The sequence below is a fragment of the Lactobacillus rizhaonensis genome, assembly GCF_036246345.1.
GTDB lineage: Bacteria > Bacillota > Bacilli > Lactobacillales > Lactobacillaceae > Lactobacillus > Lactobacillus rizhaonensis.
Genome location: NZ_BTTV01000007.1, coordinates 22,019 through 36,657 on the forward strand (window position 1 = coordinate 22,019; position 14,639 = coordinate 36,657).

A 14,639-nucleotide genomic window follows, 5' to 3' on the forward strand; every position below is an offset into this window, starting at 1 on the left:
ATTCCTTTTTATTTTATGTTAAGACAAAAGTGAATTTTTCTACTACTAGTTCCAGATTAAATTTCGTCATATTTGTTTAAAAATAATATCCTAAAATTATCCACAAGTGGAAATTCACATCATTTTACACAAATTTATCCACAATCTACAGCCTGTTCATAAAATTATGCACAGCATGTGGAAAATATGCTTGATATAACTTGCATTATACTGCTAATTCAGTAAAAGATTTCCACAAGTAATAATGTAAATAAGATAATTTGTAGTCAATTTTTTTAATTTAAAGTGAATTTCTTTCTAAAAACTATCCACAACTTGTTAATTCTGAATTCTTTTTGTGCACCTGTGGAAAACATTTTTATTAGATGGTAAAATAAGTTTTGCGTAACGTAAGCGGAGGGAAATATTTTGTTTGACATTAATAAATTTTGGCAGCATTTTAATACAGAAATGCGTGAACATTTTAATGAAGTTGCATATAATGCCTGGTTTAAAAATACCAGACCAATTTCATATAATAAAGAAACTCACGAATTAAAAATTGCCGTGCAAAATCCTGTAACTAAAGGATATTGGGAAAAGAATTTAGCTTCACAATTAATTCAATCTGCATATGGCTACGCTAATATTGAGGTTATGCCTGTCTTTCAAATTGAGGGCGATCAAAGTACTGAGCGCATTGTAACGCCTAAACCAAAAAGTGAGACAATGGCCGCAAATTCACGGCCACAAATGGAAAATGCCTTTGTCCGTAACCTTAAGCTTAACGAAAAATATACTTTTGATAATTTTGTTCAAGGCGAGGGCAACAAACTGGCAGCCGGTGCAGCACTGGCAGTGGCTGACAGTCCTGGTAGTTTTTACAATCCCCTTTTTATTTTTGGCGGTGTAGGTTTAGGTAAAACACACTTGATGCAGGCTATCGGCCATCAAATGCTGGCAGAACGACCTAATGCCAAGGTTGTCTACATCCAAAGTGAAACTTTCGTTAATGATTTTATAAATTCAATCAAAAACAAAACGCAAGATCAATTTCGTGCTAAATATCGAACCTGCGACTTATTACTAGTTGATGATATTCAATTTTTTGCTAAAAAAGAAGGTATTCAAGAGGAATTCTTCCATACTTTTGAGACCCTTTATAATGACCAAAAACAAATAGTCATGACAAGTGACCGGCTGCCTACCGAAATTCCTGATTTGTCAGAAAGGCTGGTATCACGATTTACTTGGGGTCTGCAAGTAGAAATTACCCCACCAGACCTGGAAACAAGGATTGCAATCTTACGTAAAAAAGCCGAAGCCGAAAATTTAATAATTGATGATAATACACTCGATTATATTGCTTCTCAAGTTGACACTAATATTCGTGAACTTGAAGGTGCTTTGGTGAAAGTGCAGGCACACGCAACAATTGAACACGAGGATATCAATGTCAATCTGGCTCGTGAAGCATTGGCTGATCTCAAATTAGTCCAAAAAAATCAAGGTCTGCAAATTTCTAAGATTCAAGAAGTCGTTGCCAATTATTTCCAAACTTCAACTTACGAATTAAAAGGAAAAAAGCGGGTCAGACAGATTGTCGTTCCAAGACAAATTGCCATGTACTTATCCCGTGAATTAACTGATTCCAGCCTTCCTAAAATTGGACAGGAGTTTGGCGGTAAGGATCACACAACAGTGATGCATGCTTACGAAAAAATTAGTCGTGAAATTAAGACCAATTCCGACATCAAAACTGCTGTTTTTGATTTAAAACAAATGCTTGACCGCTAAAAAGTTATCAACTGTGGATAAATAACGGACTTGTACACATCTTTTTAACCGCAACAATTACGTTATTTTAAGGCTAATGTATCTTTTCAACAGAAATCACAGGACCTACTAATACTACTAATTAAATATATAATTAATATAAAGAAAACAGACAAAATAACAGGAGGCACCAAATGAAGTTTACAGTTAACAGGAATCTTTTTTTAGATAATTTAAACAATGTAATGCACGCCATTTCATCCAGAGCAACAATACCAATTCTGAGTGGAATTAAGCTTAACTTAACGGAAACGGAATTACTTCTAACTGGAAGTGATACTGATATTTCAATTGAAATCAAAATACCAGTCAGTGAAGACTTGACCGTCGATTCAACTGGTTCAGTCGTATTACCGGCAAGATTTTTTAGCGAGATTATCAGACGTTTACCAGGAAAGGAATTTTCTTTGGAAGTTAAAGAAAGTTTCCAAACACAAATTATTTCTGAAAACAGTGAGTTCACTATTAATGGCTTAGATGCTAATAACTACCCAAGATTACCGGAAATTCCAGACGAGTCCTCTTTTGTTATTTCGGGAAAAACTTTTCGAAAAATTATCAATGAAACCCAATTTGCAGTTGCGACTCAAGAAAGTCGCTTAGTTCTGACTGGTGTTCATTTCACCTTTAGTCCTGACAAAATTCATGCAGTAGCAACAGATTCACACAGACTGTCGAGTCGTGCTTTGACTTTAGAAAATGGACCACAAACAAAAACAGACTTAATCATTCCAGGAAAGAGTTTACTGGAACTTGCACGTATTATCGGAGAAACGGATCCGGAGATTAAAGTTTGTCCGGGTGAAAATCAGGTACTCTTTGAAATTGGCAACATTCTGTTTTATTCACGCCTACTTGAAGGCAGCTATCCTGATACTGAACGTCTGATACCGACTGACAGCACGACAACTGTAGAATTTGACTTAATGGAACTTTCAAGTGCACTTGATCGGGCTAGTTTACTGACACATGCAGGACGTAACAATGTAGTAGATTTGACACTGGATACTGAAAAACAAAGTGCCAAATTGTCTGGTGAATCAGCAGAAATTGGGAATGTTGAAGAAGATGTTAGTTTTAAGAAACTTGAAGGCAAAAATTTAAAGATTTCCTTTAATCCTGATTATTTGCGTGATGCATTAAAAGCTTCGGTGACTGATTCCGTTATTATGGATTTTACGCAACCATTGCGGCCATTTACCGTCAATCCTGATAAAACCGACATTGATTTTGTCCAGTTAATTACACCGGTGAGAACTTTTTAAGCTATCATTCTTAAATAAAAAGAAAAAGTCATCAACTGATGGCTTTTTTTCTACCCAAATTTTTATAATCGAACAAAAAAGCCCGCTAGTTTATTTTTAGTGTCATTCACTATGAAATGTTTGTTTTAAAAAAATCCGTTTATATGGCTCTATATGGGCTTTTAGTTGTTTTTTACTTGTGAAACGAATATACTTATTATAGGTAGTTAATGGTGTGAAGGTGGTTATGATCAAAGAATTTAAAGTAACAAGCGAATATATTACTCTAGGTCAGTTTTTAAAAGAAGAGAGTATTGTTTCTTCAGGTGGTCAGGCTAAATGGTACCTACGAGAAAATCCAGTTTTACTAAATGGGATCAAAGAAAATCGGCGTGGTAAAAAATTGCGCCCTGGCGACAAGCTTGAAATTAATCACGAGACTTATGAATTGCGGTAGCCGTGAATGTATCTCAAGCATTTTATTGCACAAAATTACCGCAATTTACAGCAATTTGAAGTTGAATTTGATCCCAATGTCAACATTTTTATAGGTCAGAATGCTCAAGGCAAAACTAATTTACTTGAAGCAATTTATTTTTTGGCCTTAACTCGTTCTCATAGAACCAGTAATGATAAAGAACTAATCGCTTTTGGTAAGGACTATGCCAATGTTTCTGGTCATATTTATAAAAGTCAAATTGATCTATCTTTACGGGTTTTAATTACCACTAAAGGTAAGAAAGTTTGGGTTAACCGGGTTGAACAGGCGAAATTATCCAAATATGTGGGACAATTAAACGCTATTTTATTTTCTCCGGAAGATTTAGACCTGATTAAAGGGGCACCCAACTTAAGGCGACGATTTATGGATCAGGAGTTTGGTCAAATTAGTGCCGAATACCTTTATTTTGCAGGCAAGTATAAGCAGGTATTGCAACAAAAGAATAATTATTTGAAACAGCTGGCTAAGGGAGAGGCGCATGACACCATGTTTTTGGAAGTGTTGTCGGATCAACTAGCCGGAGTCGCGGCAGAAGTAATAGTCCGCCGCTTTCAATTTTTAAATTATTTAGACCAATATGCTCGAGATGCATACGCTCACATCAGTACCAGCGCTGAAAAGCTGGAAGTAACTTATCAGCCGTCAGTAAAAGAAATTACTGCAAAAGATAGCGTCGAAGAAGTTTATCATAAAGTATTAGACAATTTTCAAAAAAAGCAAAAGATTGAAATTCTCAAAGGCACGACCTTGAGCGGTCCTCACAGGGATGACATTGAGTTTGAACTTGATGGCAAAAACGCACATTTGTATGGCTCTCAAGGACAGCAGAGGACAATAGCGCTTAGTATTAAACTAGCTGAAATTCAACTTGTGCACCAGTTAACTGATGAATATCCGTTATTATTACTTGATGATGTCATGAGTGAGCTTGACCATAACCGCCAAAGTGCCTTACTCAATTACATTCACGGTAAAACACAAACATTTATTACGACGACAGATCTTGAGGGTATTTCCTGGGAAATAATTAAGAAGCCGAAAATATACCGCATTAAATCTGGACAAATTTATTTAGAAGAGGGGAAATTGCATGGCAGATAGTAACAAAGAAAATCTTAAGCAAATTAAGCAATATGAAAAAGAAGCCGATAAATATAATGCCAGTCAGATTCAGGTCTTAGGCGGACTTGAAGCAGTTCGTAAGCGTCCAGGAATGTATATTGGCTCTACCAGCTCTCAGGGTTTGCACCACCTAGTGTGGGAAATAATTGATAATGGTATTGACGAAAGCTTAGCCGGTTTTGCCAGCAAGATTGAAGTCACAATTAATGAAGACGGTAGTGTGACTGTTCAAGATGATGGGCGTGGTATTCCAGTCGATATTGAAAAAAAGACGGGTCGGCCAGCGCTTGAGACTGTCTTTACTGTCTTACATGCCGGTGGTAAATTTGGTGGTGGCGGCTATAAGGTATCTGGCGGTTTGCACGGAGTCGGTGCTTCTGTCGTGAATGCTTTATCAACCAAGCTAGATGTTACAACAATGCGCGATGGTAAAAAGTATTTTATCGACTTTAGCCGTGGTCGCGTAGTTGATGAGATGAAAATGACAGGAACAGTGCCATTATCTGAGCATGGCACCATAGTACATTTTTTCCCAGACCCGGATATTTTTACGGAAACTACTTCTTTTGATGACAAGATCCTCAAAAACCGTATTCGTGAACTGGCCTTCTTAAATAAGGGCTTAAAATTAACGTTTACCGATAAGCGCAAAGACAGCGCGGAAACAGACGTCTATCACTATGAAGGTGGTATTCAGGAATATGTTTCATTCTTAAACCGTGATACAGAAGTATTATTTGATGAGCCAATTTATGTAGAAGGTAATGACAACGATATTAACGTTGAAGTATCTTTGCAATATACAAAAGGCTATAAAACAACGCTAATGACCTTTGCCAACAATATTCATACCTATGAAGGCGGAATGCACGAGGCAGGGTTCAAGACAGCCTTAACACGGGTAGTTAATGATTATGCTCATAAGACTAAGCTATTAAAAGATAGTGACGACAATCTTTCCGGCGAAGATATTCGGGAAGGGATGACAGCTGTAGTATCAGTTAAGCACCCTAACCCCCAATTTGAAGGTCAGACCAAGACTAAATTAGGAAATTCAGATGCTCGAACAGCTGTTGATCATGCTTTTTCTGAAACCTTCAACCGTTTCTTAATGGAAAATCCGCAGGTTGGTCGTAAAATTGTCGAAAAAGCCCAGTTGGCTGAACGTGCTCGAACAGCTGCTAAACGTGCTCGTGAGGTAACTCGTAAGAAATCAGGACTAGAAATTGCCAACCTGCCTGGTAAGTTGGCTGACAACACTAGTAATGACCCCAGCATTTCAGAATTATTTATAGTTGAGGGTAATTCTGCTGGTGGTTCCGCCAAGCAAGGACGTTCAAGGCTGACTCAAGCAATTTTGCCAATTAGAGGTAAAATTTTGAACGTTGAAAAAGCTTCAATGGATCGCATTTTGGCTAATCAAGAAATTCGTTCACTTTTTACGGCTTTAGGAACCGGGTTTGGTGCAGATTTTGATGTTTCTAAAGCTCGTTACCACAAATTAATCATTATGACAGATGCCGATGTCGACGGTGCCCATATTCGGACGTTGCTCTTAACCCTCTTTTATAACTACATGCGTCCGATGATTGAAAAGGGCTATGTTTATATCGCTCGTCCACCTCTATACCAAGTGCGTCAAGGCAAAGTCGTCAGATACTTAGATACCGACGAAGAACTGCATGATTATTTGGGCAGCTTGCAGCCAAGTCCTAAACCCTTGGTACAACGTTATAAGGGACTGGGTGAAATGGACCCTGAACAATTATGGGATACGACTATGAACCCTGAGAATAGACGGCTTGACCGTGTCAGCCCAGAATACGCTAAAAATGCCGATGAGGTCTTTGAATTACTGATGGGAAATGAAGTAGGTCCGCGGCGTAATTTTATCGAGACTAACGCTAAATACGTTGAAAATTTGGATGCATAGGAGGTTTAAATGGATAACGACAATCAAGGTCAGGATCATAGAATAAGAAACGTTGATCTGACAAGCGTAATGAATAGTTCATTCTTAGATTATGCCATGTCTGTTATCGTGGCGCGGGCTTTACCCGATGTGCGCGATGGCTTGAAGCCGGTTCAGCGCCGGATTCTTTATGGCATGAGTGAACTAGGTGTTACACCAGATAAACCATATAAGAAATCAGCCAGAATCGTGGGAGAAGTTATGGGTAAGTTCCACCCTCACGGTGATTCCTCAATTTATTTGGCGATGGCCCATATGGCACAAGATTTCAGTTACCGCTATATGTTAGTTGACGGCCACGGTAATTTTGGTTCAGTTGATGGCGATGAACCAGCCGCAATGCGTTATACTGAGGCACGGATGAGCAAAATTGCCGTTGAAATGTTGCGTGATATCAATAAAAATACTGTTGATTGGCAGCGTAATTACGATGATTCTGAAAATGAGCCAGTAGTATTGCCTGCCAGAATACCTAACTTATTAGTTAATGGTACCAGTGGTATTGCCGTTGGTATGACGACCAACATACCGCCTCATAACTTGTCAGAGGTGATTAAGGGTCTGCACATGTTGATGAACAACCCTGATGTCACTACTAAAGAATTGATGAAGGCAATTCCGGGCCCAGATTTTCCTACAGGTGGTACTATCATGGGTCGCGGTGGCATTTATCGGGCCTATGAAACTGGGCGCGGCAATATTGTTGTTCGCGCTAATACTAATATTGAAACCGAAAAAAGCGGTCGTGAAAGAATAGTCGTTACTGAGTTGCCATACTTGGTTAATAAAGCTGAGCTGGTTAAGAAAATTGCAGACTTGGCGCGAGCTAAGACTATTGATGGTATTACCGGTGTGCGTGATGAATCCGATCAAACAGGGATGAGAGTCACAATTGATATCCGCCGTGATGCTAGTGCCAGTGTTGTGTTAAATAATTTATTTAAATTGACGCAGATGCAGGCCAACTTTGGTATGAATATGGTGGCAATTGTTGATGGCGCACCGCATTTTCTTAGTCTCAAGCAGATGCTGCAATATTACTTGGAACACCAAGAAGATGTTGTTACCCGGAGAACTAAATTTGAATTAGCCAAAGCCGAAGCTAGAGCACACATTCTCGAAGGTCTGCAAATCGCCCTTGACCACATTGATGAGATTGTCCATATCATTCGTCAGAGTCAGTCAAGTGATATTGCTAAGGCTGCTTTAATCAGTCGTTTTGGTCTTGATGATAAGCAATCACAAGCGATCTTAGACATGCGGCTGGTACGGTTAACCGGTCTTGAGCGTGACAAAGTTGAAGCCGAATATAAAGAGTTACAAGCCAAGATTGCTGATTATAAAGACATTTTGGCAAAGCCAGAGCGCATTAATGAAATAATCTATAATGAGCTGCTGGATATTCAAAAACGTTTTGGCGATGCTCGCCGGACTAAGATTGGCGCTAGCGAAGTTGTCTCAATTGAAGATGAAGATTTAATTGAAAAGCAAGACGTTTTACTGACATTAACTCACAGCGGCTACATTAAGAGGATGCCTATTACCGAATTTAAGACTCAAAATCGTGGTGGTAAAGGTATCAAAGGCATGGGCGTTAAGGAAGGCGACTTTATTGCCAACCTGATTTATTCAAGTACTCATGATATGTTGCTGTTCTTTACGAATATGGGCAAGGTTTATTCAAAGAAAGCCTATGAAATTCCAGAATTTGGTCGTACTGCTAAGGGTCTCCCAATAGTCAACTTACTGCAACTGGAAAAAGGCGAGAAGATTCAGACTATCGTTAATATTCCTGAAGATGCGGATGACCAGTACTTATTCTTTATCACGAAGATGGGAACTGTGAAACGCACTCATGTCAGCGAATTTGGCAATATCCGCAATAGTGGTTTAATCGCACTAACCTTGCGTGATGGTGATGAGCTGAATAATGTCTTGGCTACAGACGGTAAGCAAGATATTTTGATCGGTACCCACTTAGGTTATGCAGTGCGTTTTAATGAGCAAACTGTTCGGTCAATGGGACGGACAGCTGCCGGTGTTCGGGGAATTAACTTACGTGAAAATGACTATGTAGTGGGTTCTGGTGTCGTTAAAAATAATGATGAAGTCTTAGTGATTTCTGAAAAGGGCTACGGTAAGAGAACAGCAGCTGCTGAATATCCGACAAAGGGCCGCGGCGGTAAAGGGATTAAAACCGCAAACATTACCAAGAAAAATGGTCCACTTTCAGGCGTGACTGTGATCGATGGCAGTCAGGATATCATGGTTATCACAGATGATGGTATCATGATCCGCTTTAAGACCAAGGATGTTTCTCAAACTGGGCGCAGCACTCTCGGCGTGCGCTTGATCAAGATTAATGACAACAATAAAGTTGCCAGTCTGGCAATTGTTCCGGCTGAAGAGGATCAAGAAGTAGCTGCTTCTACAGAAAATGCAGAAGAGCAAGACTAATTAAGAAACAAAAATATTTAAAAATTATCAGATTATTTTACGTATATATTAAGTAAGGAATGAAAATTTCTTATTGGATCACGTAAAGATAGTTTGGTAATTTTTTGTTTATGTGCTAGAATTAGAGATTGCGAGTAATAAACTTCATTACTCCTTGTTCTTGATTTTTAGCAAGAACCATTTAGTCCAAAAGGAGGTGCACTAGTATGACAACTACTAAGTATGAAATAACTTATATTATCAAGCCTGATATTGATGAAGAATCAAAGAAAGCATTGGTTGAAAGCTATGATAAGGTTATTACCGATAACGGTGGTACGATGGTTGAGTCAAAAGACTGGGAAAAGCGTCATTTCGCATATGAAATTAATAAATATCGTGAGGGTTTATATCACGTTATGACTTTCACTGCTGATAACGCTGATGCAGTTAACGAATTTGACCGTTTGTCCAAGATTGATACTGCCGTTCTACGTTCAATGACCGTCAAAGTTGGATAATTAAGAACAAAAACGTTATCGTTTTCGTGATTTAGGAAAGGGAGGACCTAAAGTATGATTAATCGAGTTGTACTTGTTGGCCGTTTAACACGTGATCCTGAATTACGTACTACTGGGAGTGGAATCTCGGTTGCTACGTTTACTCTTGCTGTAGATCGTCAATATACAAACGCTCAAGGCGAGAGAGGTGCAGATTTTATCAGTTGTGTCATTTGGCGCAAATCTGCAGAAAATTTCTGTAATTTTACGTCTAAAGGCTCACTTGTTGGTATAGATGGCCGAATTCAAACCAGAAGTTACGATAATAAAGACGGGCAAAGAGTATATGTAACAGAAGTTGTCGTTGACAACTTTGCATTGCTTGAATCACGTAAAGATCGTGAAGCCCGTGGTCAAAGTGGTGGTTATACACCAAATAACAATGGCAATTTTGGTAATCAGAATACCAATAATACTCCTAATATGGGAGCTTCAAATCAGAATAACACTGCTAATAATGGTCCGGATAATACCCAAGATCCATTTGCAGGTTCAGGCGATACCATTGATATTTCTGATGATGATTTACCATTCTAAATTAACAGAAAGGACCTAGGATATGGCTCAACAAAGAAGAAGCGGCGGCGCTCATCGTCGTCGTAAGGTTGACTACATTGCTGCCAACCATATTGATTACGTTGACTATAAGGACGTTGATTTGTTGAAACGTTTTATCTCTGAGAGAGGTAAAATCTTACCACGTCGTGTCACTGGCACCAGCGCTAAGAATCAACGTAAAGTAGCTAAGGCAATTGAAAGAGCTCGCATTATGGGCTTGTTGCCATTTGTTACTGAAGACTAAAAAACAAAAACTCTGTTAATGCTTGAAAAGCAGTGAGCGGAATTATTGATAAAGACCTTGAAATTACGATAATTTTGAGGTTTTTTATTATGCATAAATTATCTAAGCAAGAATAAAAGTGACTGGTTAAATTTTGACAGTTAAAGAGAGTAAAAAGAACCAAAAAAGTAATGATAGTTCAAACCTGAACCTTGTGGAGTTTCTTATCTAGTGAATACAATGTATAATAATAATGATGTATTATACATTATTTTAGGAAGGACCTTACATGAAAGATTTTTTACGTAAGCTTGAATTTCCTGCTTTTATTAAAGATTCTAGGCTGACGGCTTCAGTCATTATTATCTTAGCGCTATCGCTTTTGGGCAGCATCGTTGCGATGATCATGAACCCATTATTTGGCTTGGCTATGGTCTTGATCTTTATTTTAACTGTGGCATGCGTCAGTTATGGTGCATATATCTTAGCTGGTAATGCAAACAATTTTGCTGTTAGTTTATCTTATCGGATTAAGCGTAGCGAGCAAGAAGCAATGATTAAGATGCCCCTGGGCATTTTACTTTACGATAAGGATCATCAAATTCAATGGGCCAATCCGTACCTGCAGCTTTATTTAAAAAATGAAGACCTGATTGGACATACAATTGCATCCGTTGATCCTGAACTGGATAAGTTAATTAATGAATCCTTAAAGGCTAAAACTGCTGAAAACCATGTAGTTAATTGGGATGGTCATCAATTTGAGATGGTTATCCAAGACAACCTGGGCGTGGTTTATTTACTGGATATTACGCGTTACGCCAAAATAGAAAAACGATATAAAAACGAATTATTAGCTATTGGACAGATTTTTATTGATAATTACGATGAGTTGAGTGAAACCATGCATGACCAGGAATTGACTGCTACTAGTGCATATGTCCAGAATACTCTGAGTGATTATGCTAAAAACTTTAACGCTTACCTTAAACGCATTGATGAAGATCACTTTTTATTATTACTTCATATGCAAGATTTAGCTAAAATGGAAAAAGATAAGTTTTCTGTTTTGGATAAAATGCGTTTAGAAACAAGTCGTAACAATACACCGTTAACTTTGTCAATTGGAATTGCTTTTGGCAGCAGCTTAATTACTGAATTAGCTGACCAGGCGCAGTCTAACCTTGACTTGGCGTTAGGCAGAGGCGGGGACCAAGTTGTTCTTAGTCAACCCGGTAAAGCAGCTCGTTTCTATGGTGGTAAATCGAATCCGATGGAAAAGAGAACCAGAGTTAGAGCAAGGATGGTTTCACAGGCGATTAGTGAGCTGTTCAAAGAAGCAGACCGCGTTTTTGTAGTTGGTCATGCCAGCCCTGACATGGATTCGGTCGGTAGCGGTATTGGCGTTGTTAAAATTGCCCGTTTGCATCATGTAAAGGCAAATTTTGTCTTAGATGTCAATAAGACCAATTATGATGTCAGCCGCTTAGTTGCTAAAATGGAAAAAGTAAAGGGAGATAATGATATTTTTATCGCACCTGGGGACGCGTTAGAAGCATTGACTGACAAGTCTATGTTGGTTATGGTTGACCATTCAAAATATTCTATTACTTATTCCAAAGAATTATATGAGCAATTAAGAAATAGAATTATTGTCATCGATCATCACCGTCGTGGTGAAGAATTCCCTGAGAATCCAATGCTGACGTACGTTGAACCTTATGCCTCATCTGCCTGTGAATTGGTAACTGAAATGGTAGAGTACCAACAGCCAAGTTCAGGTAAGCGGGTTTTAACCGACCTTGACGCTACAGCAATGCTGGCGGGAATTACAGTTGATTCCAAGGAGTTTTCGCTGCGGACGGGAACTCGGACATTTGATGCTGCCAGTTACCTGCGTTCAATCGGTGCAAGTACAATGGGTGTCAGCGAGCTGCTGAAAGAGGATATTGCTAGTTTCTTGCAGCGCACCCGACTGGTCAGCAGCTTGAAGATGATCAAGCCTAAAATGGCGGTCTTATGTGGGCCAGATGATAAGGAAATTGACCCTATTATTACTGCCCAAGCTGCAGATACGGCGCTTGATTTAGAAAATGTCGAAGCCAGTTTTGCAATTACCAGACGGAATAAGGATACAATTGGTATATCTGCTCGTTCAATGGGTGATATCAACGTTCAGCTTATTATGGAAAAACTTGGCGGCGGCGGACATTTGTCTAATGCTGCTACCCAAATTAAAGGGATATCTGTTAAGGAGGCACTTGCTAAATTGATGGATGCAGTGGATACTTATGAACAAGAAAATGAATAAAAGGAGAGCACAATGAAAGTTATTTTTACTAAAGATGTTAAAGGCCGTGGCAAACGCGGTGATGTTAAAAACGTTCCTGATGGTTATGCCCAAAACTTTTTATTTAAGAGAGGTCTAGCCAAAGCTGCAACTAAAGCAAATATGCATACTTTGGAAAGAGTAGCTGCTAAAGAAAAGGCAACTTATGAAGCTGAAAAAGCTGAAGCGGAAAAGATTAAGTCTGAACTAGAAAAGGATGAAACAGTAGTTAATTTCAAGTCTAAAGCCGGTTCAGATTCCAGACTGTTTGGCTCAATTTCTGGTAAAAAGATTGTTGAAGGCTTAGAAAAGCAATTTGGTATTAAGATAGATAAGCGCAAATTAAGCCTGCCTGAACCAATTAAATCCTTAGGATACACAAATGTACCAGTTAAGTTATTTAAGGGCGTAGAAGGCAAAATTCGCGTTCATGTCACCGAACAGGATTAAACTGTAGTTGAATTCTGAAAAAAGTGGGCGTAAGTAATGGATAATATTGTCTCACAGCAGATACCACATGATGACGAAGCGGAAAAAGCCGTTCTAGGTGCAATTTTTATTGATCCTGCTGCCATAGCTGATGCCAGTGCAGAGGTTCAGCCAGAAGATTTTTATAAGAGAGCAAATCAGTTGGTTTTCCAGGCTATGCTTGATTTATCTGACCGTGAGGATGCAATTGATCCGTTAACGCTGCAGGATGAACTGACTAAGAAAAATCAGCTTGATGATATTGGTGGGATAGCTTATGTTTCCGAGCTGGCTATGGCTACGCCAACGGCTGCTCACGTCACTTATTATGCTAAAATTGTTCACCGTAAAGCTTTATTGCGACGCCTGATTTCTGCCAGTCAAAAAATTATTACGAATGCAATGCAGGATTCCGATGATGTCACCGACATTTTAGATAATGCCGAAAGTGAGATTATGAATGTCTCATCGGAAAATAATGCCAATGGTTTTCGTAATATCAAGGATATCGTTAACTCTACTATTGATGAGATTAACAACATTCCTGAAGACGGCAATATGGTTACGGGCCTGCCAACCGGATTTGTGGAACTTGATAAGATGACCACTGGTTTTCATGATGATGAACTAATAATTGTGGCAGCACGTCCCGGAGTAGGAAAGACTTCCTTTGCACTTAATGTTGCCCAGTATGTCGGCTTGCATACTGATAAAACTGTAGCAATGTTTTCCTTGGAAATGAGTGGGGAGCAGCTAGTTCAGAGAATGCTTGCTTCTGAAGGTTTAATCAATTCACAACACTTGCGTACTGGTCAACTGGATGAAGACGAGTGGCCTAAATTAGTCACCGCATCTGGATCTTTGGCAACAGCCAATATTTATATCGATGACACACCGGGAATTAAGATGAGTCAGATTAGGGCGCAGTCTCGCCGTTTGGCTAAAGAGAAAGGCAATTTAGGCTTAATTGTAATTGATTACCTGCAGTTAATTGAAGGTCCACACAGTGAATCACGGCAACAGGAAGTTTCGGCTATTTCACGGCAATTGAAGAAATTAGCCAAGGAGCTTCATGTACCTGTTATTGCCTTGTCGCAATTGTCGCGGTCAGTTGAACAAAGGCAGGACAAGAGACCTGTCTTATCTGATATTCGTGAATCCGGTTCAATTGAGCAAGATGCCGACATTGTTTCTTTTCTTTACCGTGATGATTACTATCGTGACGAAGAAGAGGGCGAGGAAAATAAGGAAGTTTCTGCCGAAGATGATAATGGCGAAGTTGAGGTTATCATTGAAAAGAACCGTTCAGGTAGCAGGGGAACAGTGAAATTAATGTTTTCTAAACCTTATAATCGCTTTTCTAATCTCGATTATAGTCATGATCAGCCTAATGAATAAGAAAGAATAAAA

At 39.0% G+C, this 14,639-nt stretch carries 12 protein-coding genes; all 12 read left to right on the forward strand.

Annotated features, from left to right (window positions below; all coding sequences use genetic code 11):
- Positions 1-408: 408 nt before the first annotated feature.
- Complete coding sequence (gene dnaA / locus AAA915_RS08170) at positions 409-1,776, forward strand: chromosomal replication initiator protein DnaA (RefSeq protein ID WP_338201370.1); 1,368 nt, start codon at positions 409-411, stop codon at positions 1,774-1,776.
- Between the two features lie 173 nt (positions 1,777-1,949).
- Positions 1,950-3,080 (forward strand): DNA polymerase III subunit beta, encoded by a 1,131-nt coding sequence (gene dnaN, locus AAA915_RS08175; RefSeq protein WP_338201372.1) that lies wholly within the window; start codon positions 1,950-1,952, stop codon positions 3,078-3,080.
- A 226-nt stretch (positions 3,081-3,306) separates the two neighbouring features.
- Positions 3,307-3,516 (forward strand): S4 domain-containing protein YaaA, encoded by a 210-nt coding sequence (gene yaaA, locus AAA915_RS08180; protein WP_294604155.1) that lies wholly within the window; start codon positions 3,307-3,309, stop codon positions 3,514-3,516.
- Positions 3,517-3,522: 6 nt separating this feature from the next.
- A complete protein-coding gene (gene recF, locus AAA915_RS08185; RefSeq protein WP_338201375.1) occupies positions 3,523-4,662 on the forward strand; it encodes a DNA replication/repair protein RecF in 1,140 nt (379 codons plus the stop codon).
- Entirely contained in the window at positions 4,652-6,616 is a 1,965-nt protein-coding gene (gene gyrB, locus AAA915_RS08190; RefSeq protein ID WP_338201377.1) for a DNA topoisomerase (ATP-hydrolyzing) subunit B, read from the forward strand. Before recF ends, gyrB begins: the two co-directional genes overlap by 11 nt.
- Positions 6,617-6,625: 9 nt before the next feature.
- Positions 6,626-9,112 (forward strand): DNA gyrase subunit A, encoded by a 2,487-nt coding sequence (gene gyrA, locus AAA915_RS08195; protein WP_187157002.1) that lies wholly within the window; start codon positions 6,626-6,628, stop codon positions 9,110-9,112.
- A 206-nt stretch (positions 9,113-9,318) separates the two neighbouring features.
- A complete protein-coding gene (rpsF, locus tag AAA915_RS08200; RefSeq protein ID WP_046323979.1) occupies positions 9,319-9,612 on the forward strand; it encodes a 30S ribosomal protein S6 in 294 nt (97 codons plus the stop codon).
- A gap of 54 nt (positions 9,613-9,666) precedes the next feature.
- The gene (gene ssb, locus AAA915_RS08205) at positions 9,667-10,188 is read left to right on the forward strand and encodes a single-stranded DNA-binding protein (RefSeq protein WP_294891638.1); all 522 of its coding nucleotides are present in this window, start codon (positions 9,667-9,669) and stop codon (positions 10,186-10,188) included.
- A gap of 22 nt (positions 10,189-10,210) precedes the next feature.
- Complete coding sequence (gene rpsR / locus AAA915_RS08210; RefSeq protein WP_034978630.1) at positions 10,211-10,453, forward strand: 30S ribosomal protein S18; 243 nt, start codon at positions 10,211-10,213, stop codon at positions 10,451-10,453.
- Positions 10,454-10,721: 268 nt separating this feature from the next.
- Entirely contained in the window at positions 10,722-12,743 is a 2,022-nt protein-coding gene (locus AAA915_RS08215; protein WP_338201384.1) for a DHH family phosphoesterase, read from the forward strand.
- Positions 12,744-12,755: 12 nt separating this feature from the next.
- Complete coding sequence (gene rplI / locus AAA915_RS08220) at positions 12,756-13,211, forward strand: 50S ribosomal protein L9 (protein WP_338201386.1); 456 nt, start codon at positions 12,756-12,758, stop codon at positions 13,209-13,211.
- A 36-nt stretch (positions 13,212-13,247) separates the two neighbouring features.
- Positions 13,248-14,627, forward strand: a complete 1,380-nt coding sequence (dnaB, locus tag AAA915_RS08225; RefSeq protein WP_046323983.1) for a replicative DNA helicase — start codon at positions 13,248-13,250, stop codon at positions 14,625-14,627.
- The last annotated feature ends 12 nt before the right edge of the window (positions 14,628-14,639 follow it).

Excerpts from the sequence above, each read along its gene's own strand:
- dnaN (WP_338201372.1), top strand. The coding sequence starts at position 1,950 with ATGAAGTTTACAGTTAACAGGAATCTTTTTTTAGATAATTTAAACAAT.
- yaaA (WP_294604155.1), top strand. The coding sequence starts at position 3,307 with ATGATCAAAGAATTTAAAGTAACAAGCGAATATATTACTCTAGGTCAG.
- recF (WP_338201375.1), top strand. The coding sequence starts at position 3,523 with ATGTATCTCAAGCATTTTATTGCACAAAATTACCGCAATTTACAGCAA.
- gyrB (WP_338201377.1), top strand. The coding sequence starts at position 4,652 with ATGGCAGATAGTAACAAAGAAAATCTTAAGCAAATTAAGCAATATGAA.
- gyrA (WP_187157002.1), top strand. The coding sequence starts at position 6,626 with ATGGATAACGACAATCAAGGTCAGGATCATAGAATAAGAAACGTTGAT.
- rpsF (WP_046323979.1), top strand. The coding sequence starts at position 9,319 with ATGACAACTACTAAGTATGAAATAACTTATATTATCAAGCCTGATATT.
- ssb (WP_294891638.1), top strand. The coding sequence starts at position 9,667 with ATGATTAATCGAGTTGTACTTGTTGGCCGTTTAACACGTGATCCTGAA.
- rpsR (WP_034978630.1), top strand. The coding sequence starts at position 10,211 with ATGGCTCAACAAAGAAGAAGCGGCGGCGCTCATCGTCGTCGTAAGGTT.
- AAA915_RS08215 (WP_338201384.1), top strand. The coding sequence starts at position 10,722 with ATGAAAGATTTTTTACGTAAGCTTGAATTTCCTGCTTTTATTAAAGAT.
- rplI (WP_338201386.1), top strand. The coding sequence starts at position 12,756 with ATGAAAGTTATTTTTACTAAAGATGTTAAAGGCCGTGGCAAACGCGGT.
- dnaB (WP_046323983.1), top strand. The coding sequence starts at position 13,248 with ATGGATAATATTGTCTCACAGCAGATACCACATGATGACGAAGCGGAA.